This is a genomic window from Fundidesulfovibrio putealis DSM 16056 (assembly GCF_000429325.1).
GTDB classification, from domain to species: domain Bacteria; phylum Desulfobacterota; class Desulfovibrionia; order Desulfovibrionales; family Desulfovibrionaceae; genus Fundidesulfovibrio; species Fundidesulfovibrio putealis.
In genome coordinates this window covers 239,537-261,509 of record NZ_AUBQ01000003.1, presented here as the reverse complement: position 1 = coordinate 261,509, position 21,973 = coordinate 239,537, and the positions used below count along the sequence as shown (strand labels likewise).

Genomic DNA, 21,973 nt, shown 5'->3' with positions numbered 1-21,973 from the left:
CCCGGAGGGCGACGAATCGTCTTGAAACCGAAGTGGGTACTGGCAGTCCACGGGCCTCGTTCTGAGTCTGGAAGCGTGTGGTTCACGCGGGTGCCGGGGGCTGTAGCGGTCGCGTCCTGCTCGGCGGGCGACGAATCGTCTTCAAATCGGTTCTAGCCCGCCGAGCAGGACGTGAACGGGACAGCCCCCGGCACCCGCATAGCGCAATCTGTCCGCTAACGACGCGAAGCTATTGCAGGGTCCAGGGGGATCATCCCCCTGGCGGGTGCAGGGCAGAGCCCTGCCGGGTCTGGGCGGAGCCCAGCCTTTCCCCCACATCATCAAGGACACTCACATGGACGCATTCAAGAATCTCTGCACCGTAGGTTTCCTGGCCCGCTTCTCCTACGCGCTGGCCCGGAACCCGGTGCTGCCGCTGTTCGCGCTCTTCCTGGGCGCAGGCCCGGAGGCCATCGGCCTGGCCGTCGGCATCTCGACCGTCACGGGCATCTTCTTCAAGCTCCCCTCGGGTGCGCTGTCCGACGTGGTTGGGCGACGCCGCACCATGCTGGCGGGGCTGGTGGTGTTCGGGGTGATGCCCTTCGCGTACCTGTTCATCTCGTCGTATTCGGCGCTGGTGGCCGTGCGCTTCCTGCACGGCCTGGCCACGGCCATCTACGGCCCGGTGGCCATGGCGGTGGTGGCGGACGTGGCCGGGTCGCGAAAGGGCGAGATGCTCTCCTGGTTCTCGTCGGTGGGCATCATCGGAACGCTCCTGGGCGCGCCCATAGGCGGATTTATTCTGGATATGGGCCAGAGCGGCGGGCCGGTGCTGTGGCAGTTCCGGCTGGTATTCGCGGTGAGCGCCTTGGCTGGCGTGGCCGCACTGATACTGGGGCTTCGAACTCTGGGCGTGAAAGAACGGGTCGAACACGGCGTGGGGTTCGGCGAAAGGCTGCGCCGCTTCCGGGAGGGCATCCGGGAGGTGCTGTCGGACAGGCGCATCGTCACGGCCTCGTCCATGGAGGGCGTGCAGAACATGACCATGGGCGCGCTGGAGGCGTTTCTGCCGGTTTACGCGGTCACGGTGGTGGGTCTTTCGGAGTTCCAGGCAGGCCTTCTGTGGGGCGCGCAGATCGTGGTGACCATGCTCTCCAAGCCGCTGATGGGCCGGGTGTCCGACTCGCACGGAAGGAGGCCGCTGATCGTGGCGGGGCTTGCGCTGTGCGGGGCGTCCTTCGCGGCGGTGCCGTTCATGCACGGGTTCTGGACGCTGCTGGCGGCGAGCCTTGTTTTCGGCATGGGCGAGGCGCTGGTGACGTCGTCCTCGGCGGCCATGGTGGCCGACCTGTGCCGGGAGCGGCATTTTGGCTCGGCCATGGGCGCATTCGGGACCATTTTCGACGTGGGGCATGCATCAGGCCCCATTCTGGGTGGACTTCTGGTGGGATGGATGGGATATCAGATCAGTTTTCCCCTGATGGCCTTGGTGCTGTTCCTGGCCATCCCTGTTTTTCTGAAAAACGTGCCCCAAGGCTTCGAGGAGAGACCCCATGCTTCATGACATCGACCCCACAGACGTACAGCTCCTGCGCGCCCAGGGCATGAACGACGAGGACATCGAGCATTCCGTGGCTGTGGCCGAACTGGCCCTGGAGATCGCCCATCGCGTCAACGTCCCGCTGGACATGGAACTGGTGGGGCGCGGAGCCCTGTTCCATGACCTGGGCAAGGCCGCCACCCACGCCATCGAGCATGGGCTGATCGGCGCGGAGATGGGCGCGAAGCTCGGCCTGCCGCCCGAGGTGTGCGCGGTGATGGAGAAGCACATCCGGGGCGGGTTGACCGAGGCCGAGGCCATCGAGTTCGGCCTGCCGGTCAAGGATTACGGCCTGCACCGCCTGGAGGAGCGCATCATCATCTACGCCGACCGGCTGGTGGACATCATCACCGAAGGCAAGGTCCCCCTGCGCGACGCACGCGACGCCGAGGAGCGCTTCGAGGAGATCCTCCGGGAGTACCCGAAATACGGCAAGAACGCGGTCACCATGGCCCGCTACTTCGGCTACCACCGTGAGATCCAGGGCCTGATCGCGGTGGCTGGGAATGCGTCCCTCCCCGTTTAGGCTGCTGTGCGGGGCGGGGTTCCTGGCCATCCTGTCCACCACCATGGCCAAGAACCCGGTGCTGCCGCTGTTCGCCGCGCACCTGGGGGCCGGGCCGGAAGGCGTGGGGCTTGTGTCCGCGCTCTCGCCCCTGGCCGGGGTGCTGGTGGGCATTCCCGGCGGCCTGTGCTCGGACCGCTTCGGCAGGCGGCGCATGCTGCTGGCCTCCTCGCTGATATTTGCAAGCGCGCCGTTCGCCTACCTGCTGGTGTCTGGCGTGTGGGGGCTGGCCCTGGCCCGGTTTTACCACGGGCTGGCCACGGGGATCTTCATGCCCGTGGCCCAGGCGGCGGTGGCCGACGCCTTCGACGCGGCGCGCGGCGAGAAGCTGGGCACGTTTTCCTCGGCCACGCTGGCCGGGCGCTTCGTGGCCCCGATGCTTGGCGGCGCGGCCCTGTGGATGGGCTATTCCGGCGTGTACGTCCTGTGCGGGCTGGCCGGGATAGGTGCGATGCTGCTGGCCTGGAAGCTGCCGAATTTCGAGGGGCAAGAGCGCGGGGCGCAGAAGTGCCGTCCCCCGTTTCGAGACAGCCTGCGCGAGCTGCTGGCCAGCCGGGGCATCCTGGCCGGATGCCTGCTGGAGGCCGGGATACTGTTCGCCTACGGCAGCTTCGAGGCGTTCTTACCCATCGTCTCGCAGGAACGGGGACACCCGGCCTGGCTGACCGGTGCGCTGTTTTCGGCCCAGGTGGTCACCGTGGCCCTGACCAAGCCCTTTTTCGGACGCTTATCCGACCGCCACGGACGCATGGGCCAGATGCTCGGCGGCGCGGCTTTGACCGCAGGGGCCTGCGCGGCCATCCCCTTCGCGCCGGGGCTTGGGTCGCTGTTTGCGCTGTCCGTGCTGCTGGGGCTGGCCTTGTCCGTGGCCACCTCGGCCACGTCCGCCTTTGTTGCGGACCTGAGCCGCCGGGAGAACCGGGGCGGGGCCATGGGGCTCCTGGGGTCCATCATGGACGTGGGGCACAGCACCGGCCCGCTGGTCGCGGGATGTGCCGCCGCACTCTTCGGTAGCGCGGGAGCCTTCGCCACGGGCGCAGCCGTGCTGCTGGCCGTGGCAGCCTGGGTCTGGGCCGGGCCTGGACGCATGAAAACCTGACCGCATCAGGGAGAACACCATGAGCCTGTTCGGATTCCTCAAGAAGCAGAACGCCTGCCGCCTGCTGGCGGACCCAGAGGACAAGGCCGCCCGCAAGTATCGTCATTTCCGGGACATGCTCGCCCACAACGACGCGGTGCTGGACGGGCTGGCCGCGCTCGAGCAGGCCTACTACGGCGGCGAGCCCTTCACCACCGACGCCGCGCGGCGCACCTGCCTGAACATCGGCGAGGCCACACACGCCATGGTCAAGGCGCTGAACGAGATGTCGCGGCAACATCACCTGGGGCTGTATCCGGCCCTGGACCGGGTGCTGAAGCTGGCGCTTAAGGCGCTGGAGCCGAGGCAGACGGCGCAGGCCGGGCCGCTGGCGCTCGCGTTGCAGGACGTTGCCGTCGAGACGAGTCCATCACTGGTCAAAACAGACAACATGGCGACGCTGCTCGGCGGCAAGGCCGCCAATCTGGCCCGCGTGCGAAACGCCGCCACCCTGCCCACGCCCGGCGGCTTCGTGCTGACCACCGCCGCCTTCCAGGCTTTCATGCAGACCGAGTGGCTGGGGGAGCGCATCGCAGACGAGCTGGCACCCATCTCCCCCCTGGACCTGCCGGACCTGGAAGCCCGATCCCTGCGCATCCGCGAAGCCGTGATGGACGCGCCCATCCCCCCCGCCGTGAGCGACGCCCTGGCCGGAGAGCTGAAGAAGCTCGCCGCCGTGTACGGCGAAGGTCTCACGCTGGCCGTGCGCTCCAGCGCCGTGGGCGAGGACGGCGCTGCCAGCTTCGCCGGGCAGTACGAGTCCGTGCTGAACGTGGCCCCGGCGGACCTGCATGCGGCCTGCCGCCGGGTGTTCGCCAGCAAGTACTCCCCGCGCGCCATCCTCTACCGCCTGCGCCACGGCCTGGACGACGCCGACGTGCCCATGGCCGTCTTGGTGCTGGCCATGGTCCAGAGCACGGCCAGCGGCGTGCTCTACACCCTGGACCCGGCCTCCCGGACGCAGGGGGCCATGCGCCTGGACGCGGTCCTGGGGCTTGGCGAAAAGCTGGTGTCGGGCGAGGCCTTGCCCTCGGTGTACGCGCTGTCGCGCGGCCCCCTGCGCATAGCCTCGCGGCCCGATGCGCCTTTGCTGACAGACGCCCAGGTCCTGGAGCTTGGCCGCATGGGCCTCGCGCTGGAGGAACACTTCGGCGCGCCCCAGGATGTGGAGTGGTGCCTGGACGACTCGGGGCAGCTTTACGTGGTGCAGTCGCGCCCGCTTGGGCCGGATGATGCGCATGGTGATGCTCCTGGCGATACGCCCGGCGGCGCAGCGGACATTTCCGGCCATCGCGTGCTGTTGTCCGGCGGCGTGGCCGCCAGCCCGGGCGCGGCCAGCGGCGAGGTCCTTCGCGTGGAGGGGGCCATCCCCGCGAACATACCGGACGGGGCCATCCTGGCGGCCAGGAACGCAGCCCCCGAGCTGGCGGCGCTCCTGGACCGGGCCGGGGGCATCGTCACGGCCATGGGCGGCGCGGCCAGCCATCTGGCCTCGGTGGCGCGCGAGATGGGCATTCCGGCCCTGTTTGGCGTTCCAGGCTGCCCGGAGGCCCTGGCCGACGGCCAGCTGGTCACGCTCGACGCCACGGGAGGGCACATACTGGAAGGACGTGTGGAAGCCCTGCTCACGGCTGGCCGCACGCGCTCGCGCATGGTGGACAGCCCCATGCACCGCCGCCTGCGGGCCGCCCTGGACCACATCTCCCCCCTGACCCTCACCGACCCCCAGGCCGCCAACTTCGTGCCCGAGGGCTGCGAGACCCTGCATGACGTGGTGCGCTTCGCCCACGAGACCGGCATGCGTGAGATGTTCGGCCTGTGCGGCCGCGCCGAGGAGGACGACGTGCTGGTGGCGCGCCTCAAGGCCAAGATCCCGCTCATGCTCTACTGCGTGGACCTGGGCGGCGGCCTGCGCGAGAACCTGACCACCTGCGACGACATCACCCCAGGCGACCTGCGAAGCGTGCCCATGCTGGCGGTGTGGCGCGGCTTCACCCATCCGGGCATCACCTGGTCCGGCTCCGTGGCCTTCGACGCCCGAAGCTTCATGACCCTCATGGCCACCACGGCCACGGCGGACGTCGGCGGAGGCACGCCCGGCGGCGACTCCTACGCCATGCTGGGGCGCGACTACCTGAACCTCTCGGCCCGCTTCGGCTACCACTTCGCCAACGTGGACGCCTTCTGCGGCGACCAGGCCGGGCAGAATCACGTGAACCTGCGCTTCGCGGGCGGCGCGGGCGGCTTTTCCGGCAAGTGCCTGCGGGTGGCGTTCCTGTCCAAGGTGCTGTCGCGCCTGGGCTTCACGGTGGAGGCGAACGGCGACGTGCTGGACGCCTCCTTCAAGGGCGCACCCAAGGCGGAAACCGAAGCGGTCCTGGACCAGCTGGGGCGTCTCCTGGCTTCCAGCAGGCTCCTGGACATGGCCATCACCGGGCAGGGCGAGATCGACTCCATGGCCGAGGCCTTCCTGCGCGGCGACTACGACCTGCTCGCGAAGCGCGCCGAGAGCCCCCTGCCCGGCTTCCACCTGACCCTGGGCGACTGGGAGCGGCTGGAGCCTTCCGACGGCCAGGACGGCGCCATCGCCAGGCAGGACGGCTCCAAGTGGGCCACCGGACTCTCCAAAAGCTTCGCGGGTCTCATGGGCCGCGTGGCCGGACAGCGCTACCAGCGCTTCCTGGATTCCATCGAGGCCTATTTCCACTTCCCCCTGGCCGTGGCCAAGGACTCGGACATGGGCGAGGGCCGCGCAAGCCTCAAGGTGCGCCCCGTGGCCGGGACCATCGACCGCGCAGGCGGCCTGGCCTTCGCGGTGCGCTCCGCCGGGACCTATCTGGTGCTGCGCGTAAACGCCCTGGAGGACAACGTGATGCTCTTCGCGTTCACCGACGGCGTGCGAAAGGAGCTGTCCAGCGCGAACCTGCCCGTGGAGACCGGCGTCTGGCGCGAGCTGTCCGTGGAGGTGAGGGGCGGACGGGTGACCTGCTTCGTGGACGGCAAGCCGTATCTGGTGCACCACTTCGACGAGACGCCGCGAGGGCTCCTGGGCCTGTGGAGCAAGGCCGACTCAATCACCGAGTTCGCGGATCTGGCATGTACCGACGCGGACGGGCAGCCTCGCAGCTTCCCGATTTAGGAGACACATGACCGAGTCTTCCGTCAGTTTCCGGGCGGCCCTGCGCTACTGGTTCACGCTGGGTTTTTTGAACTTCGGCGGCCCTGCCGGGCAGATCGCCATGATGCACAAGGACCTGGTGGACCAGCGGCGCTGGGTGGACGAGCGCACCTTCCTCCAGGCCCTGAACTTCTGCATGCTGCTGCCAGGCCCGGAGGCGCACCAGCTGGCCGTGTACCTGGGCTGGCGGATGCACGGCTACGCTGGCGGGACAGTCGCGGGGGTGTTCTTCGTGCTGCCGTCGGTGGCCATCATGCTGGGGCTGTCCTGGCTGGCGGCGGCCAAGGGGAACGTGCCCGCCGTGGCCGCCATATTCCACGGCATCGCCGCCGCCGTGGTGGCCATCGTGTTCGAGGCGGTGTGGCGCATCGGGAAGAAATCCCTCAGGCATCCGGCCCTGTACGCCTTCGCGGGCATCGCCTTCGGGCTGGGGTATTTCCTGGGAGTGCCTTTCCCGCTCATCGTGCTGTGCGCCGGGCTTTCGGGGATGGTTCTGTCGCGCTCCCACCCGGAAATATTCTGCCACCGCGCCAGCGGGTCCAGGGAGTGCTCCCTGGACGAGCCGGAAGCCTCCGTCGCACTGCCCTCGGCCTGGCATCTGGTCCGGGTGGCGGCGGTGTTCGCGGCCATATGGGCCGCCGTGGCCCTGCCCGTGTTCGCGATATTCGGCTTCGAAGACACGCTCTCGCGGATCGTCCTGTTCTTCACCCAGGCTGCCTTCGTCACCTTCGGCGGGGCTTACGCGGTGCTTGCATACATCGCCCAGTACGCCGTGGAGCTCTCCTGGCTGTCGCAGGCGCAGATGCTCCTGGGCCTGGGTTTGGCCGAGACCACGCCCGGCCCGCTCATCATGGTGACGCAGTTCGTGGGGTTCATGGCCGCCTGGAATGCCCCGGGCGGGCCGAACCTGGGCTACGCCGTGGCCGGGGGCCTGTTGACCACCTTCGCCACCTTCCTGCCGAGCTTCCTGTTCATCTTCGCGCTCGCGCCCTACATCATGGCCATCACCGCCAACCCGCGTCTGGGCGCGGCCCTCACCGGAATCACCGCCGCCGTGGTGGGCGTGGTGCTGCAACTGGCCATGTTTTTCGCGCGCCACACCTTCTTTCCGGCAGCGTCAGGGCCGGACTGGTTCGCCATCGTGCTTGCGGGCGTTGCGCTCGTGGCGCTGGTGCGGTTCAAGATGTCCATGCACGCGCTCATCGTCGGGTGCGGCCTGCTGGGGTTCTTCTGGGGAATGATATCCTGACGTGCGCGCGATGCCCGCGAAAGCATCGCCTGCCTTTATTGTTACAGACGTGTTTGCATTTCGCGCGGGCTTGCCTTAATGGCGCGCCATGACGAAACACATCTCGATAGTGCGGCACGGACATGCCTCCCCTGCTGAAGGCGCGTCCCAGGATCGCCTGGAATACCTCGACCTGCTGCGCTGCCTGGCCATCGTGGGCGTTGTGGTCATGCACAGCGCCTCGCCGCTTCTGGGGAGCTTCCAGATCTCGGCCATGGCCTCGGGGCTGTTCTATTCGTCCATGAGCCTGTTCTGCGTCCCGGCCATGCTCATGATAAGCGGCGCGCTGATGCTGGGAGACCAGCGCCCCATGAGCCTCTCGAAATTCTACGGCAAGCGCTTCGTCAAGATCCTGCTGCCGCTGCTGGGCTGGTCGCTCATCTATTATCTGATCCTGTGCATGCAGACCGAGTCCGCGCCCAACGTCATAAGCTTCGTGAAGCGCTTTTTGACCGGCATGTGGTCCGGCCCGCTGTGGTTTCTGTACATGATCGCGGGCGTGTACCTGATGGTGCCCTTCATGCGCCCGGCCTTCGCGGACTTAAGCTCCGGGAGGGCCACGGTATTCGTGGGAATCATATTCGGGCTCCAGGCGCTCAATTTCGTCACGCGCCTTCTCTGGGAGCAGGACCTGAACCGCTTCCTGTCCGGGGCGGTGATGCCCTATTATCTAGCTTATTTCGTGCTGGGGCACCTGCTCAACCGGACGCACATCCGGGTTCCGGGAGGCAAACCGCTTTTGGCCGTGGTGTTCCTGGCCTGCGCCACGATCACCGCAGCGGGCGAGTTCGCGGCGTTCGGGGCCAACACCATGCTCCCCAACACCTTCTTCAGCTACCAGCAGCCCCTGACCGTGCTGATGACCGCGTCCATCTTCCTGTTCTTCAAGGGCTGGAAGCCGGAAGCCGCCAGAAAGCGCGCCAAGCTGGTGCATGAAGTGAGCGGCCTGAGCTACGGGGTGTTCCTGTCGCACATTCTGGTGCTGTCCATCCTCACGGGGCAGCTGCCCATCCTGTTCACCTACGGCCACGGGCTGGACTGGAACACCGTGCACCCCTGGGTGGGGCCGGTGATCACGGGGCTTACCACCTTCGCGCTGTCGGCGCTCTTGACCGCCGGACTCAAGCGTATCCCCTGGGTCAACAGGATCGTGCCGTAACGCGACACTAGCCGCCAGGCTTGGCGCCGGGCCGGGCGAATACCAGCTCGCCTTCTCCCGGCAGCAGGACGCGAAGCGTCCCGTCCTGAAGGATTCCCCGCAGGATGCCCCCGCTCTTGGAGTGCAGCCAGACCTCCCCGCCGCGAACCTCCCAGCGCACGGGCACGGAGTCCGTGGCGGTCTCCCACTCTCCGGTGAAGCCCGCCTTGAGCGTCAGCGTGACATTTTTCCCGTCCTGCCCCTGCGCCAGGTACTTGCCTTCCACGCCGGGAGACCCCTCGCACCCCGCCAGCACGAGCACAGCCGCCACACACAGGAGGAGAGCGCGCATCACAGCTCCTTCACCTTCACCAGGAACAGGTGCTCCAGGTGCAGTTTCCGATCATAGAAATAGACGTGCAGGGTCATGCCCAGCCACAGGATGTCCCGGAAAAAGGTCTTCCAGGTGATGGGGTCTTCCATGGAGTGAAAACAGCCGCAGCCGATGGGCACGCCGCGCAACAAGGTGATGACGATGGTCACGGTGAACAGCGCCATCATGCCCGCCAGCACCAGGATGGCTGCCTTGGGCCGGATGCCCGTGACCACCAGGACCCCGCTTATGAGCTCCAGCCAGGGCATGACCATGGCCATGGCCCCGACAGCCCAGTAGGGAACCAGTTCGTAGCTGGCGATGGAACCAGCGAACTCTGCGGGATAGTTTATTTTATACACGCTGGCGTAGATGAACAGCCCCCCCATGTACAGGCGCAGGGCAAAGGCCAGCCAGGGGCTGGTGGCCAGTTCCATCAGTCTGGCGGTCAAGACGGGTTTTGTCTGCGTGGCCGTGGTCATGGCTGCACCGGCAATCCCGCCTGCTTCCAGGCCTGGAAACCCCCGGCAAGAAGCGTGACGTTTTTGTGGCCGCGCCTGGCCAGAAGCCCGGCCACGTCCTCGTCGTAGAGCCTGCTGACCGTGCGCCCGTAGATCAGCACCGGCTTGTCCTTGGGCTGCTTGGCCAGACGCATGCCGTAGAGAAAATCGAAGAGGTCCGGGGTCAGGTTGATCGCGCCGGGGATGTGCGCCTGCTTGAAGGACTCCGAGGGGCGGGCGTCCACCAGCACATACTGCCCCTTGTCCAGCATGCCCCTGGCCTCCTGGACCGGCACCGAGTCCGTGGCCGGGCGCGACCAGTGCGAGGGGATCAGGTTGACGCCCGACGGGCTGGCCCAGTTGAACAAAAGCCCCATGGCCACGGACACGGTCAGAAGGATGGCGAAATCCACCCAGGATACGAGGGAGACCCGGTCCATCTCGCGCTGGATGATCTCCTTGATACGGGCCTTGGCCCGCTCCAGGCCGTCGATCTCGATGCGGTAGCCGGTGATCTGGTCCAGGGTCTGCTGCAGCTCCAGGTTCCTGGCCTCAAGCTCGCTGTTGAGCTTGCGCGTGGCTTCCAGCAGGCGCACCGTGCGCAGGCAGGTGAGGAACCCCCCGGCCACGGCCAGAAGCGTCTCGCGCTGGGAGTCGTCCAGTTGCGCCCTGTCCAGCCTGGAGCCGAGCCCGGCGAAACCGTAGACGTTCTCGTCCGCCAGGAACCAGATGCCGCAATACCCTGGCGGCAGGCCGATCTGGGCGAACTGCTCGGGGTCGTCCAGCCAGCCGACCCGGCGTCCGCCGCCCGAGAACAGGCCGCGCGTGGCGGTCTGGCGCAGGCGCACAGGGTCCAGGGCGCGCATCTGCCCCGCGTCCACGCCCTTGCCGCAGAACCCTGCCATCTGGCCGGCGGCGTCCAGCAGCAGGGCGAAGCCGTGGCCACACCCGGCCGTTCCCATCAGGAAAAGAAGGAAGCTCTCCAGAAGGTCGTCCGAACCGGTCAGGGAGTTCATCTCGCCAAGAGCCTGGATGAGGGTCTCCTGCTGGAACACGCGCCGGTCAAGCTCCGTATTGCGCGAGGCAAGATCCTGGCCCATGGCCGCCAGGCGCTGGGTGAGCATGGAGCGCGAAAGCGCCGTGACCAGACAGTCCACCAGATTCAGGAGAAGCGAGGAGTCCTCCGGCCCATATCCGGGGGTTCTTTGTGGGCCGCCGAGCTTAGGGCCAAGCCCCAGGATGCCGCAGCTGCCGCCGTCCAACGTCCAGCGCGCCAGCAGGCGGCTGTCCTTGGGGAAAGGGGAATCGTCCGCCAGATTCGAAGCCGCGATGAGGTGCGGCTGCCGCGGAGGCCGCCCGCCGGGGCCGCAGGCCAGCCAGTCCAGCCGGACCGCGCCTGCCCCATCCTGCAGGCGCTCGGCGCTGGCTTCGTCCAGGCCACGGTGCAGCACCAGCGGATCAGAGGCGTCGCTGCGCCCGTCGCGATCCGGCGCGCCCGTCACCAGGATGAAACCGGAGACCGCCCCGAGGCCGCCCATGGCTGTCAGCAGAAACGCCCTGGCGATCTGCTGCGGCGTGGACAGGCCGCTCAGTTCGCTCGCGGCGTCGTGCAGAAGCCCCAGGTCGAAAAGCCGCCTGTCCGGGCCGGTGCGGGGTGTGGAGCCGTCCATGGGGAACGATCCTCGGTTGGTGGACCCGATTCTAGCGCGTCAGGGCCACTATCTGTTCGTAGAGCGCGTTCACGTCCTCCACGATGCCCAGATGCGCGTAGAGCACCTTGCCCTTGGCGTCCAAAAGCATGGTAAAGGGGGTTTTGGGTTCGCCGAGCAGCTTGTGGGCCGCGTAATCGGGGTCGCTGGCCACCGGGAACTTGTAGACCCCCGATTCGCGCAGGTATTCCATCTCCTCTTTGGTGGCCCCGGCGGCCATGCCCAGCATCTTCACCTTGCCGCCCAGGTCCGGGTCCTGGCTCAGGCGGGTGAAGAGCTTGTCGAAAAGAGGAGCCTGGACGTGGCACTGCGGGCAATACACGCCCACAACTTCCAGAAGCACAAACCCGCCCTTGACCTCGGACAGCTTGAAGGACTCGCCCGCGCCGATGCCCAGGTAGGACCGGTCCTCGGGACTGAGCGGCCCGCGCAGCGTGAGTCCGGGAGGCACCGTGCCGCCCGCCTTGGGTGGTTCCGCACACAGACCCTGGCCGGGCAGGGCGGACACAACCAGCAGGCAAAGAAGGACCAGGACCGGAAAACGGGGAAACGAGCGTGTCATGAGACTCTCCAGGTCAGGATGCGGGCGAGCCCAGCGACGAAAGCGCCTTGGCCTCGGCCTCGTGGATGGGTGCGGCTTGTGCGACGCCCGCCGCTTCCAGGACGTTTCTCTGGCTCTGCCGGGGAGCGCTGATCGCCACGCGAAGCCCCTTGCCCGCGCACTCCAGCAAAAGCTGCGTCAACAGGGCGATGCCCGCTCCGGTCAGCTCGACCGAGGCGTCCAGCGACACCAGCACCGGCCTGGCGCCGCCCACGGCCTGGGCCGTCGCGGAGGTCACGGCCCCCTCCGAGGAGGCCGACAGACGCCCGCGTACGCCGACCACGGTGGCCTGCTCGGTGTTTCGCACCATCACCTGCTCCCGGCACTCCCCGGACTGGCACAGGCGCTCCTCGGCGCGCGCCAGGGCCTGCGAGAGCGCTTCGGCGCGGATTGGCTTGTCGATGAAGTCGGCGGCGTCCAGGTTGAGGGAATTGAGCGCCAGCTCCACGTCTCCATGCCCGGTGACCACGATGACCTCGGCGGAAGGGTCCATGGCCTTGATGCGGGCCAGCACCACCAGGCCGTCCATGTCCGGCATCTTGATGTCGGTGAAGACGATGCGGGGGCGTTCGCGCTCGAAGATTTCAAGCCCGAGCGCGCCGCTGTCCGCAGTGAGCGCGCCGTAGCCCATTGCCTCCAGCAGCAGGCTGAACATGGAGAGGGTCGGCTTCTCGTCATCGATCACCAGCACGGACCGCATGGGTGCCCCCTGCCTCCCTGAGTGGGTTCATGAAGGAATAATCCATGGAAACCAGCGCTTTGCTTCGGAAGGCTTCCAATAGTACCGCGCAGGGGTCCGCCTGTCCACAAAATGGCCGGAAATTCGCCAGTATCGAGGCTGCCTCACGTTTTGACATAACCCGCTCTGAACGCGCTGCCCGGATGAGGGAAGAATCCCGTCGGTGAGGCATGATGCGCCTCGCCGCTGTCACGCGCGCCCTAAGCGTTGCCACACCGCGCGTTGTCGCATATGACTTCGCAGTCGTACGGCTCGGCCATGCGCAGGCCGCGCGTTTGGTCCGGCAGTCTCCACGTTCAAACATCTCCCTGGCGGGTTGCAGTTGATGGCAAAAGGAACCGGGAATAGCGCCGCCGAAAAGGCTGCATGTCAGGTGGCGCTCGAAGGGGGCGACCTCCTGGTCACGTTCGCGGGGCCGTGGCGCGTTGGCAGCGAACTGCCCGACGCCGAGGCAGCGCGCCGCTCCATGCTGGCCTACCCTGCGGCCAAGGCGCTCCGGTTCGAGTCCGCCCAGGTGACCGCCTGGGACAGCCTGTTCCTCAGCACCTGCCGGGCCGTGCTGGCCGTGGCCGCAGAGATGAAGCTCACCGTGGACTTCTCCGGCCTGCCTTCCGGAGCCGCGAGCCTTCTGGACCTGGCCGCCAAGGTGCCGGAGCGCAAGGGCGCTGCCCGCACCGTCGCCTCCGCCCCGTTTTTGGAGCGCATCGGCGGCTGGACCCTGACCGCGCGCGACAACTTCCTGTCGCTTCTGGAATTCATTGGCGAGGTGGCCATGGCCTGCGTGAGCCTCGCCAAAGGGCGCGCCGTATACCAGCGCTCCACGCTGTGGTCGCTCATCAAGCAGACCGGCATCGACGCCGTGCCCATCGTCTCGCTCATAAGCCTTCTGGTCGGCCTGATCCTGGCCTTCGTGGGGGCCATCCAGCTGCGCCAGTTCGGAGCGCAGATCTACGTGTCCACCATCGTGGGCATCGCCATGGTGCGCGTGATGGGGGCCATCATGACCGGCATCATCATGGCCGGGCGCACCGGCGCGGCCTTCGCCGCAGAGCTTGGCACCATGCAGGTCAACGAGGAGATAGACGCGTTGCGCACCTTCGGCTTCTCCCCGGCGGAGTTCCTGGTGCTGCCGCGCGTTCTGGCCCTGGTGCTCATGATGCCGCTCCTGTGCCTCTACGCGGACCTCATGGGCATCCTGGGGGGCTTCATCGTTGGCGTGGCCATGCTGGACATAAACCCGCTCCAGTACCTGCACAGCACCTGGAGTTCGGTGCCCCTGGCCAATCTGTGGATAGGGCTTGTGCACAGCACGGTCTTCGGCGTGCTGATCGCCCTGGCCGGGTGCTACCGGGGCATGCGCTGCGGCCGCAGCGCCCTGGCCGTGGGACAGGCCACCACCTCGGCGGTGGTCACCAGCATCCTGAGCATCATCATCGCCACGGCCATCATCACCGTGGTCTGCGAAATAATAGGCGTCTAAGTCCATGACCCTCGAACCGGAAGCCAAAGAACCCGCGCCGCGCCTGACCGTCGAGCACCTGGACATCGCCTACGGCGATTTCGTCATCATGCGCGACCTCAACTTCACCATCAGGCGCGGGGACATCTTCATCATCATGGGCGGCAGCGGCTGCGGCAAAAGTACGCTGCTGCGCGTGCTGGTGGGCCTGAAATCTCCCTCCGGCGGCGAGGTGCTCTACGAAGAGGGCAGCCTGTGGCGCGCCGACGAGGACACCCGCGCCGCGATCCTGCGCCGGGCCGGAGTGCTCTTCCAGAGCGGAGCCCTTTTCAGCTCCATGACCCTGGCCGAGAACATCGCCCTGCCCCTGCAGCAGTACACGAAGCTCAAGGCGCGCGACATCCGGGAGGTCGTGTCTTTGAAGCTCGCGCTGGTGGGGCTGGCCGGATTCGAGGACTTCTACCCCTCGGAGATAAGCGGCGGCATGTGCAAGCGCGCCGGGCTGGCCCGGGCCATGGCCCTGGACCCGGACATCCTGTTTTTCGACGAGCCCTCCGCCGGGCTGGACCCGGTGAGCGCGAACCTCCTGGACGAGCTGATCCTTGAGCTGCGCGACAGCCTGAAGGCCACCTTCGTGGTGGTGACCCACGAGCTGGCCAGCATCTTCGCCATCGGCAACAACTCGGTCTATCTGGACGTCGAGACCCGCACCATGACCGCCCACGGCGACCCGAAGAAGCTGTTGGAAGAATCCACCGACCCGGTCCTGCGGCATTTCCTCACCCGGGGCAAAGAGTAACCGCATTCCCATGCAAACCAGGGGATTTCTCTCGTGAGCACCAAAGTAAACAAGGGCATGATCGGCGCGTTCGTCCTGGGAGCGCTGGCCCTGGCCGTGGCCGGAGTGATCGCCCTGGGATCGGGCATGTTCTTCACCAAGAAGTTCAAGTTCATCATGTTCTTCGACAACTCGGTCAGCGGCCTGACCATCGGCGCGCCCGTGGTGTTTCGCGGCGTGCCCATCGGGCTGGTCACCGAGATCGGGGTCATCGCCGACCCGCACAACCTGCACTTCTACATCCCGGTAACCATCGAACTTCAGAGCGGCCTGCTGAACATGAGCTCCGGCAAAGGTTCGCAAACGAAGGAAACCCTGATGGATGCCCGCAAGGAAGGCATGGAGGAAGTCCTCAAGGATCTGGTGGAGAAAGGCCTGCGCGCCCAACTGGTCACCCAGAGCTTCGTCACCGGCCAGCTTGCCGTGTCCCTGGACCTCATGCCCAACACGCAGGCCCGGCTGGTGGGCGCGAGCAAGCTGCCGGAAATCCCCACGGTGCCCTCCATGTTCGACGAGCTGTCCCAGACCCTCAAGCACCTGCCCCTGGAGGAACTGGTGAACCGGCTCATCGGGGCCGTGACCGGCATCGAAAAGTTCATCAACTCGCCCCAGATGGCCCAGGTGCCAGCCAACCTGGACGCGGCCCTCATCGAATTCCGGACGCTGACCCAGGACATCCGCACCAGGGTCGACCCTTTGTCCAAGAGCGTGGACGGAACCCTCAAGAGCTACAAGGACCTGGCCGACAACCTGGACCAGCGCTCCTCCGGCCTCACAGGCTCCGTGAACAACACCCTCAAGGTGCTGGACGCGGCCCTCAAGGACGGACGCCAGACCCTTACCAAGATGGACAAGGTGGTCAGCCCGGATTCGCCCACCGTCACGGACCTGAACAAGGCCCTTTCCGAGATCGCGGCCGCCGCCCGCTCCATCCGTACCCTGGCCGACTATCTTGAGCGCCACCCGGAAGCCCTGATCCAGGGCAAGGGAACCAACAGGAGATAAGGCATGTTCACACGCGCCAACGCACTCGCCGTGATGCTCGCCGCACTGGCCCTGACCGCGCCCCTTCTGGGCGGCTGCGGCAAGAGCGCCCCCACCCGCTTCTACACCCTGGCCCCGGACCCCGCAGTGCAGGACGCCCAGGCGGACAAAGCCGCCCCAGGCCAGCCCTGCCGCTCCCTGGGCATCGGCCCGGTGGACTTCCCCCCCTACCTGGACCGCAACCAGATCGTGACCAAGAGCGGCAGCCACCAGATGATCGTGGCAGACTTCGACCAGTGGATCGAACCCCTGCACGACAACTTCAAGCGCACCCTCATCGCCGATCTGGCCGGAGTGACCTGCGACAAGCCCCTGGTGCTGTTCCCCTGGCCCGCCGGGGTGCGGCCCGACTATCAGGTGGCCATCCAGGTGCGCCGCTTCGACGGGACCCTCGGCGGCGAGGCCGTGCTCCAGGCCGACTGGTCGGTGATCGACGCCTCCGGCCAGGCCGTGGCCTGGCAGACCTCCATGTTCAAGGAGGCCCCCGGCGGAGCGGACTACGCCCACCTGGCCTCGGCCCAGAGCCGCCTGGTGGCGCGCCTGGCCCAGGACATCGCCGCCAAGGTCAGGACATTGAAGCCCTGACGGACTCCCAGCTCTCGCCCCCGAACGCAAGAAGGGGGTGGACCACTGCGGTCCACCCCCTTCGTTTGTCTCAGGACGCTCTCATCCCGCAAACCGTGCGAGACTAGAACTTGTAGGCCTTGTTGGTCTTGGAGAAGTCGTTTTCGGTCAACCCCACGTTCACCTTCAGGTCCTTGTAGCCGTACTGCTCCTGCAACTGGCCCTTCTCGTCGTAGCAGGTGATGCCCACGGGGAGCATGTGCTCCTTGTCGATGTGGGCGATCATGTGGGAGGTGTAGTACTCCTGGCCGTCCTTGGGCGTGAACTTGGCCTCCACGCGCATGGTGGGCCTGCCGTCGAAGGGCTCCTCGGTGATGCGCACGTCGTTCACTTCGCCGCGCTCCACGGCCTTGGGGATGTTGCGGCGCATGACGTCTATGATGAATCCGAAGCCGATATCCGTGATGGGGTGGCGGTTGCCCTCCATCAGCCTGGGGTCGCGGGGGCTGAAGGACCAGGTCCACAGGCCGAGCAGGCCGTCGCAGCGCGCCTGCACCTTGTCGCTGTAGGCCCCCTGCACGTAGAGCGCCTCCTTCACGGAGACCTCCAGCCACTTCATGTACACCTTGAACGGCTTCATGAACTTGATGGAGATGCGCTCCTGATCGCGCAGCTTTCCCTCCACCCGCTCCTGCTTCAGGAACGTGGCGGTGTAGTCCTGTACCTTGGCGTATCCCGCCTCCACCTGCTCCACGATGGACAACAACTCGCCGGTATCCCCGGCAGCCAGGGCCGGACGCGCGGAAACCACGGCCAACATGAGAATAAATGCGATCAAAGAAAATGTGCAATGCTTCATCGGGTCCTCTTCAGGCTCTCCGTGAGAGATGTTGTGTCTGCATCCGGCGGCGCTTGCGCACACTGGTTCCGCCCGGCCTGACGCCTCGCGGGTTGCTTCCGGTCGGGGTGTCCTCACTTCATTTTGCTGGATACGTCAACCGTTTCCACCATGAAAAAAAGGTCATCTTCAGTAAAGACCGCCTGCAAAGCCTCTTCGTTACAAGCAATACCGCAGATGAACCCTTTTGAGCCCCATCGCCCGCCGACATGATTCCAGCGCAAACGCCACAGTTTTCCGCCCTCGCAGAGGGCGACCGCTCCCTCAGAGGCTCCACACGGACGTGTCTGGGCGCATTAAAGACAAGATAAGCAGCCTGGGCGCAGAAGCAAGAATCCGGACCCGGGGCCGCCTGGCCACGCCCGGCCCCCGGCCTGTTTGGGGTCGACAGTGCACAAACGTAGGGAGTCTCTATCTTGTCTGCATATATACGATGGCATATGCTCTCTATGAACGCACCATCCCCGGCTGCGCGGAAACCACCCATAACCCGGAAAGACTGACCAGCATGATAGTCAAGATATACACCAAGGACTTGAAGCCCGGAATGCACATAGCCAACCCCGGACTTTCAAGCGAGAGCAACCCGCACATTTTTCTCAAAGAAACCGACATCACCAGCGAGGAGCAGATCATTGCTCTTCAGCAGGGAAAATTCGTGGAAGTGTTTGTCGACACGGAAAAGGGCGAGTATTTTCAGGAAAACAGGCAGGAAAAGATACGCCTGGAGACTCCGTTCACCGTCGTGTCCACGGACAACCCGTACGAAGTGAACACCAGGTCGAACTTCGACGACATCGGCAGCATCGTAAACGAAGCGGACCAATACTATGGCGAACTTCTTGAATATGTAAGAACATTCACTCAGCGCCTTTCCGAGACACGCAACATCAACCTTGAAGACAGCCAGGAATTCACCCGCTCGATCATAAGCCGTGCAGGAAGTCTGGGCAGCGCGCTCCTGTTTCTGTCGAAGCTCCAGAAGTATGACGAGTATTCCTACACGCACAACCTCAACGTGGCCATGTTCTCCATCCTGTTCGGGCAATTCATCGGACTCGGACAGGACAACCTCATGGTGCTCGGCCTGTCCGGCCTGTTCCACGACATAGGCAAGATACTCATTCCGGAACGGATTCTGAAGAAACCCCACAAGCTGTCGGCGGCCGAGTATGCTGAAGTGAAGCGGCATCCGACTCACAGCCGGGACATTCTCCTCAGGCAGAAGAACATCCCCCAGGACGTGATCCGCGCGGCCTATGAGCACCACGAACACTTCGCGGGCGGCGGCTACCCCCAGGGGTTGCAGTACAACCAGATCGGCAGGGCGTCCTCGCTGATAAGCATCGTGGACACCTTCGACGCGCTGACCACCGACCGCTGCTACAGCAAGGCCATGCACGCCCACAATGCGCTGAGCACCATCTTCAACCTGCGCGGCAGTTCCTTCTCGCCCGCCCTGGTGGACCGTTTCGTGAAATTCATCGGAGTCTACCCGGTGGGATCCATCGTGGTGCTCAACAGTGGGAAAAGGGCCGTGGTCATAGAACAGAACCAGGACAACCTGCTGCTGCCCAAGATCCGCGTGGTGCTGGACAAGAACAACCGCTACTGCAAGCCCAAGGACATCGACCTGATGACCGCAAGCACCGGCGCATTACCGCAGAGCATTGTCGGATGCATGAGCTATCAGGAATGCAGGATCAACATCGCGGAATTCGTGCCGCAGCTCAGGAATCCACGGCAGCTGGCAGTCAACGCCTGACGACATCCGCCCTTCACCGTAATGCGGCTGTTACCGGAAGAAGTCGACGAGGAGCGCGATCAGGACGAATGGAACCGATTTTACGAGTTTGGGCGCAAAAAATCTGTCGATGCGCTCCGAACAACTCGACGCGGCGCAGGCCGCGATGCTGAAACAGACATAAATGCCTGTGGTCACGAACAACAAGGGCATGACGACCGTAAAGAGATAGGTCAGTTCACTCTGCATGTTTCCTCTCCTGCCGTAAGAATGAAGCAACAGGAGGCCGTGTCCTTCGGAAGCAGCCGCCCATACCCTGGTTGAGGGCTGCGACCCCGGACAGGTTACACGGCGCGACGGCGGAGAGTCCTGGGCAAGGCCGATCTACGGCCCAGCCCGGCCTGGACTGACCAGCATCATTCAGGATTTCGGGACGAAAAATAAAGAAGGCAGCCCTGCCGGGCCGCCCCCTTCCGCGTTCTCTCGTATGGACACTCTCGGCGCATGCCCGGCAACCCGTGCGTGCGCCGCCTGAAATGCCGTCTCAGGCTCCGGGCTTCAGACTTTCTTCTCCCAGTTGCGCAGGGCAAGCCGGAAGGCCGCGACAGCGTAGGTGTCGCAGTCCACGCAATCTTCCTCGTGCTCAGGCGGCGTGATGCTGCTGCGCAGATCGTCCCCGGAGATTCCCCAGGCCGCGTCCACGTCCAGTCCCTGAGCCTTCGAAATGAGCGCGCCAAGCCACTGCTTGCTGTATGGGCATTCCACCGTGCCGCCTATTCCCGTGACGACTCCGTCCTCCACCAGGATCTGGATCTCGATGGGCCGTTTGCAGAACGTGCTGCCGTATACGGCCTTCGCGGAGTACTTCTCGAGCGGCTTGACCAGATGGTCATACTGTATTTCATTTGTGGGCATACGATCTCCATTGGGCGAGCTCGTCCAGCCTGCATGGCAGGGACGGGCTCAATCCCTATTTGAACGGACAGCGTATGCGCAGGGGTTTCCCGCGCGCTGTCCAGGGTTGCTACGACGCCTTGCCGTGCACTCCAAGGGCGATCAGGATGTCCCACATGGTGATGACGCCCACGAGCTTCTTGCCATCAAAGACGGGCATGCCGGCGACGTTCTTTTCATCCATCATCTTCGCGGCGGCCTGGAGATCGTCGGACGGGGCGACCGAAAACAGTGCCGAGTTCATGATCGCGTCCACGCGCACCTTTGCCGCGTCCAGACCAGGGGCGATGACCTTGGAGATCATGTCGCGCACGGTCACTGCGCCGTAGGAACCGGCTGAAGCGTCTATATCCACCATGAGCCGACGCATGTTGTTCTCCGCCATGAGCTTCATGGCCTGAGCGGCGGTAGCGTCACTCTTCACGAACATGATCCTGGTCGACATCGCATCCTTGACCTTCATCTTCGCCTCCAATCGTAGAAGTGTTATTCACGGCAGCACGTGCTGAACATCCTTCTTTCCAGAACCGCAGAGCCTCACCCCGTCCCCTGCCTCGCGCAGGCATTATCATCCAGTCAGCATAGTGCGTGCCAGCTCTGTAAAAACGTAACACCGGAAAATTACAGTACTATTTGCCATACAATAGATACAGCAGTCTCTTCAGGTGTCAGCTTTCTTTCCGGTATGACAAGTATTCACACGCCCGAAGCGGGAAGCCAAAGCCGTTTGTTCACATCCCTAATAAACCTACTCCAACACCATGCGCCCATTTACAATGACAAGGGCTTGTTATACCGACCCATTGGCGCAGCCGGATTCATCGATCTCCCGTGTTCAAACAATCGGCCACGCCGTTGGATGTCATTCAATTCGGGTTGCATTTACATTACGCACATTGCCAGGAAGATAACACATGCCCGACTATCCCGCCGTTCTTGGTGTTTTTTCACACCGCAAAAACATCACCGTCGGTTCCGGGACCACCAAGACAACCCACCAGAAACTCACGTACTGGTTCGTGCGCCAGGTCGGGGACGACACGTTCGACATCCAGCCTCTCAACATCTACCATGTTCCGTCCGGCATGCGCGAATTCATCAAGGGCGAGGCGTTTCTCGCCCACTATACGCCGGAACCGAACTACTACAACGTGAACACCGTCCCCGCGCTCCACTCGCTGTATGAAAAGATCTCCAAGGGCGAGGAGCACCTCTCCGAAGGAGACCTGGACGCCGCAGAGCTGGAATTTCTCAAGGCGCTCATGATCGACGACATGAACATCGAGGCCAACTACGGACTCGGGACCGTGTACACCGAGAAGAACGACTTCGACAAACTGGCCAGGATATTGAAAGTGCTGATGGGCCTGGGCGATGCCTTCAGCAATGAACACAAGGAGAGGCTCAACGCGTTCGGCGTCCGCCTGCGACGCAACGGCCACCTGGACCAGGCCACCGCCTTCCTGGAGAAAGCCCATGAGGCCAACCCCAGCGACGACCACATCCTGTTCAATCTGGCGCGGGTGTACTTCGACAAGAAGGAATTCGGGAAATGCAGGACCGCGCTGCTCCAGGCGCTGGAAGTGAACCCGTCCTTCCCCGAAGCCAAAAAGTTCCTCATATATTGCGAGAAGATGGCCCCAGCAGCCTGACGACCGGCCGTT

At 64.9% G+C, this 21,973-nt stretch carries 21 protein-coding genes; 12 read left to right on the top strand and 9 right to left on the bottom strand.

Going from position 1 to position 21,973, the window contains the following annotated elements; translation table 11 throughout:
* The first annotated feature begins 334 nt into the window (after positions 1-334).
* The 6 genes from G453_RS0101335 to G453_RS0101310 all read left to right on the top strand — a co-directional run bounded on the left by G453_RS0101335 (position 335) and on the right by G453_RS0101310 (position 8,907).
* Positions 335-1,543: an MFS transporter gene (locus G453_RS0101335; protein ID WP_027189584.1), complete on the top strand. Its 1,209-nt coding sequence runs from the start codon at positions 335-337 to the stop codon at positions 1,541-1,543.
* Positions 1,533-2,105, top strand: coding sequence for an HDIG domain-containing metalloprotein (locus G453_RS0101330; protein WP_027189583.1), 573 nt, complete (start codon positions 1,533-1,535; stop codon positions 2,103-2,105). Before G453_RS0101335 ends, G453_RS0101330 begins: the two co-directional genes overlap by 11 nt.
* A complete protein-coding gene (locus tag G453_RS21715; RefSeq protein WP_051271371.1) occupies positions 2,086-3,243 on the top strand; it encodes an MFS transporter in 1,158 nt (385 codons plus the stop codon). The genes G453_RS0101330 and G453_RS21715 overlap by 20 nt, the downstream gene beginning before the upstream one ends.
* 19 nt (positions 3,244-3,262) lie before the next feature.
* Positions 3,263-6,421, top strand: coding sequence for a PEP/pyruvate-binding domain-containing protein (locus tag G453_RS21710; RefSeq protein ID WP_051271369.1), 3,159 nt, complete (start codon positions 3,263-3,265; stop codon positions 6,419-6,421).
* Between the two features lie 7 nt (positions 6,422-6,428).
* Complete coding sequence (gene chrA / locus G453_RS21705) at positions 6,429-7,709, top strand: chromate efflux transporter (protein ID WP_043643899.1); 1,281 nt, start codon at positions 6,429-6,431, stop codon at positions 7,707-7,709.
* Positions 7,710-7,797: 88 nt separating this feature from the next.
* On the top strand, positions 7,798-8,907 hold the full coding sequence (locus G453_RS0101310; RefSeq protein ID WP_027189582.1) for an acyltransferase: 1,110 nt from the start codon (positions 7,798-7,800) through the stop codon (positions 8,905-8,907).
* 7 nt (positions 8,908-8,914) lie between these two features.
* On the opposite strand, the gene G453_RS0101305 is transcribed toward G453_RS0101310, so the two are convergent.
* Genes G453_RS0101305 through G453_RS0101285 form a run of 5 tightly spaced genes read right to left on the bottom strand, consistent with a single transcriptional unit; the run spans position 8,915 to position 12,769 of the window.
* Complete coding sequence (locus G453_RS0101305) at positions 8,915-9,238, bottom strand: hypothetical protein (protein WP_027189581.1); 324 nt, start codon at positions 9,236-9,238, stop codon at positions 8,915-8,917.
* The gene (locus G453_RS25845; RefSeq protein WP_051271366.1) at positions 9,238-9,741 is read right to left on the bottom strand and encodes a MauE/DoxX family redox-associated membrane protein; all 504 of its coding nucleotides are present in this window, start codon (positions 9,739-9,741) and stop codon (positions 9,238-9,240) included. The genes G453_RS0101305 and G453_RS25845 overlap by 1 nt, the downstream gene beginning before the upstream one ends.
* On the bottom strand, positions 9,738-11,429 hold the full coding sequence (locus G453_RS27670) for a rhodanese-like domain-containing protein (protein ID WP_027189579.1): 1,692 nt from the start codon (positions 11,427-11,429) through the stop codon (positions 9,738-9,740). The genes G453_RS25845 and G453_RS27670 overlap by 4 nt, the downstream gene beginning before the upstream one ends.
* 31 nt (positions 11,430-11,460) lie before the next feature.
* A complete protein-coding gene (locus G453_RS21695) occupies positions 11,461-12,030 on the bottom strand; it encodes a peroxiredoxin family protein (protein WP_051271364.1) in 570 nt (189 codons plus the stop codon).
* A 13-nt stretch (positions 12,031-12,043) separates the two neighbouring features.
* Positions 12,044-12,769 carry a response regulator gene (locus G453_RS0101285; RefSeq protein WP_027189578.1) on the bottom strand — a complete coding sequence of 242 codons (726 nt, stop codon included), beginning with the start codon at positions 12,767-12,769 and terminating at the stop codon, positions 12,044-12,046.
* A 364-nt stretch (positions 12,770-13,133) separates the two neighbouring features.
* Between G453_RS0101285 and G453_RS0101280 the strand changes: the two genes are divergently transcribed.
* Genes G453_RS0101280 through G453_RS0101265 form a run of 4 tightly spaced genes read left to right on the top strand, consistent with a single transcriptional unit; the run spans position 13,134 to position 16,734 of the window.
* Positions 13,134-14,288, top strand: a complete 1,155-nt coding sequence (locus G453_RS0101280; protein ID WP_027189577.1) for an MlaE family ABC transporter permease — start codon at positions 13,134-13,136, stop codon at positions 14,286-14,288.
* A 4-nt stretch (positions 14,289-14,292) separates the two neighbouring features.
* Positions 14,293-15,066 (top strand): ABC transporter ATP-binding protein, encoded by a 774-nt coding sequence (locus G453_RS0101275; RefSeq protein ID WP_027189576.1) that lies wholly within the window; start codon positions 14,293-14,295, stop codon positions 15,064-15,066.
* A 33-nt stretch (positions 15,067-15,099) separates the two neighbouring features.
* The gene (locus G453_RS0101270) at positions 15,100-16,110 is read left to right on the top strand and encodes an MlaD family protein (protein ID WP_027189575.1); all 1,011 of its coding nucleotides are present in this window, start codon (positions 15,100-15,102) and stop codon (positions 16,108-16,110) included.
* Positions 16,111-16,113: 3 nt separating this feature from the next.
* Positions 16,114-16,734, top strand: a complete 621-nt coding sequence (locus G453_RS0101265; RefSeq protein ID WP_051271361.1) for a PqiC family protein — start codon at positions 16,114-16,116, stop codon at positions 16,732-16,734.
* Between the two features lie 103 nt (positions 16,735-16,837).
* Here the strand turns inward: G453_RS0101265 and G453_RS21690 are convergent, their stop codons facing one another.
* Positions 16,838-17,533 (bottom strand): DUF1571 domain-containing protein, encoded by a 696-nt coding sequence (locus G453_RS21690; protein ID WP_051271358.1) that lies wholly within the window; start codon positions 17,531-17,533, stop codon positions 16,838-16,840.
* 586 nt (positions 17,534-18,119) lie between these two features.
* Between G453_RS21690 and G453_RS0101255 the strand changes: the two genes are divergently transcribed.
* A complete protein-coding gene (locus G453_RS0101255; RefSeq protein ID WP_169725271.1) occupies positions 18,120-19,376 on the top strand; it encodes an HD-GYP domain-containing protein in 1,257 nt (418 codons plus the stop codon).
* 30 nt (positions 19,377-19,406) lie between these two features.
* On the opposite strand, the gene G453_RS0101250 is transcribed toward G453_RS0101255, so the two are convergent.
* From G453_RS0101250 to G453_RS25835, 3 genes are all read right to left on the bottom strand, one after another.
* On the bottom strand, positions 19,407-19,604 hold the full coding sequence (locus G453_RS0101250; protein ID WP_027189572.1) for a hypothetical protein: 198 nt from the start codon (positions 19,602-19,604) through the stop codon (positions 19,407-19,409).
* Between the two features lie 309 nt (positions 19,605-19,913).
* Complete coding sequence (locus G453_RS25840; protein ID WP_027189571.1) at positions 19,914-20,270, bottom strand: hypothetical protein; 357 nt, start codon at positions 20,268-20,270, stop codon at positions 19,914-19,916.
* 109 nt (positions 20,271-20,379) lie between these two features.
* Positions 20,380-20,772, bottom strand: coding sequence for a CBS domain-containing protein (locus G453_RS25835; protein ID WP_027189570.1), 393 nt, complete (start codon positions 20,770-20,772; stop codon positions 20,380-20,382).
* Between the two features lie 451 nt (positions 20,773-21,223).
* On the opposite strand from G453_RS25835, the gene G453_RS0101235 reads away from it, so the two are divergent.
* Positions 21,224-21,961, top strand: a complete 738-nt coding sequence (locus G453_RS0101235; RefSeq protein ID WP_027189569.1) for a tetratricopeptide repeat protein — start codon at positions 21,224-21,226, stop codon at positions 21,959-21,961.
* Positions 21,962-21,973: the final 12 nt, after the last annotated feature.

What these genes read in the sequence shown, in the direction of transcription:
- G453_RS0101335 (WP_027189584.1), top strand. Translation starts at nt 335, where the DNA reads ATGGACGCATTCAAGAATCTCTGCACCGTAGGTTTCCTGGCCCGCTTC.
- G453_RS0101330 (WP_027189583.1), top strand. Translation starts at nt 1,533, where the DNA reads ATGCTTCATGACATCGACCCCACAGACGTACAGCTCCTGCGCGCCCAG.
- G453_RS21715 (WP_051271371.1), top strand. Translation starts at nt 2,086, where the DNA reads ATGCGTCCCTCCCCGTTTAGGCTGCTGTGCGGGGCGGGGTTCCTGGCC.
- G453_RS21710 (WP_051271369.1), top strand. Translation starts at nt 3,263, where the DNA reads ATGAGCCTGTTCGGATTCCTCAAGAAGCAGAACGCCTGCCGCCTGCTG.
- chrA (WP_043643899.1), top strand. Translation starts at nt 6,429, where the DNA reads ATGACCGAGTCTTCCGTCAGTTTCCGGGCGGCCCTGCGCTACTGGTTC.
- G453_RS0101310 (WP_027189582.1), top strand. Translation starts at nt 7,798, where the DNA reads ATGACGAAACACATCTCGATAGTGCGGCACGGACATGCCTCCCCTGCT.
- G453_RS0101305 (WP_027189581.1), bottom strand. Translation starts at nt 9,238, where the DNA reads ATGCGCGCTCTCCTCCTGTGTGTGGCGGCTGTGCTCGTGCTGGCGGGG.
- G453_RS25845 (WP_051271366.1), bottom strand. Translation starts at nt 9,741, where the DNA reads ATGACCACGGCCACGCAGACAAAACCCGTCTTGACCGCCAGACTGATG.
- G453_RS27670 (WP_027189579.1), bottom strand. Translation starts at nt 11,429, where the DNA reads ATGGACGGCTCCACACCCCGCACCGGCCCGGACAGGCGGCTTTTCGAC.
- G453_RS21695 (WP_051271364.1), bottom strand. Translation starts at nt 12,030, where the DNA reads ATGACACGCTCGTTTCCCCGTTTTCCGGTCCTGGTCCTTCTTTGCCTG.
- G453_RS0101285 (WP_027189578.1), bottom strand. Translation starts at nt 12,769, where the DNA reads ATGCGGTCCGTGCTGGTGATCGATGACGAGAAGCCGACCCTCTCCATG.
- G453_RS0101280 (WP_027189577.1), top strand. Translation starts at nt 13,134, where the DNA reads ATGGCAAAAGGAACCGGGAATAGCGCCGCCGAAAAGGCTGCATGTCAG.
- G453_RS0101275 (WP_027189576.1), top strand. Translation starts at nt 14,293, where the DNA reads ATGACCCTCGAACCGGAAGCCAAAGAACCCGCGCCGCGCCTGACCGTC.
- G453_RS0101265 (WP_051271361.1), top strand. Translation starts at nt 16,114, where the DNA reads ATGTTCACACGCGCCAACGCACTCGCCGTGATGCTCGCCGCACTGGCC.
- G453_RS21690 (WP_051271358.1), bottom strand. Translation starts at nt 17,533, where the DNA reads ATGTTGGCCGTGGTTTCCGCGCGTCCGGCCCTGGCTGCCGGGGATACC.
- G453_RS0101255 (WP_169725271.1), top strand. Translation starts at nt 18,120, where the DNA reads ATGATAGTCAAGATATACACCAAGGACTTGAAGCCCGGAATGCACATA.
- G453_RS0101250 (WP_027189572.1), bottom strand. Translation starts at nt 19,604, where the DNA reads ATGCAGAGTGAACTGACCTATCTCTTTACGGTCGTCATGCCCTTGTTG.
- G453_RS25840 (WP_027189571.1), bottom strand. Translation starts at nt 20,270, where the DNA reads ATGCCCACAAATGAAATACAGTATGACCATCTGGTCAAGCCGCTCGAG.
- G453_RS25835 (WP_027189570.1), bottom strand. Translation starts at nt 20,772, where the DNA reads ATGAAGGTCAAGGATGCGATGTCGACCAGGATCATGTTCGTGAAGAGT.
- G453_RS0101235 (WP_027189569.1), top strand. Translation starts at nt 21,224, where the DNA reads ATGCCCGACTATCCCGCCGTTCTTGGTGTTTTTTCACACCGCAAAAAC.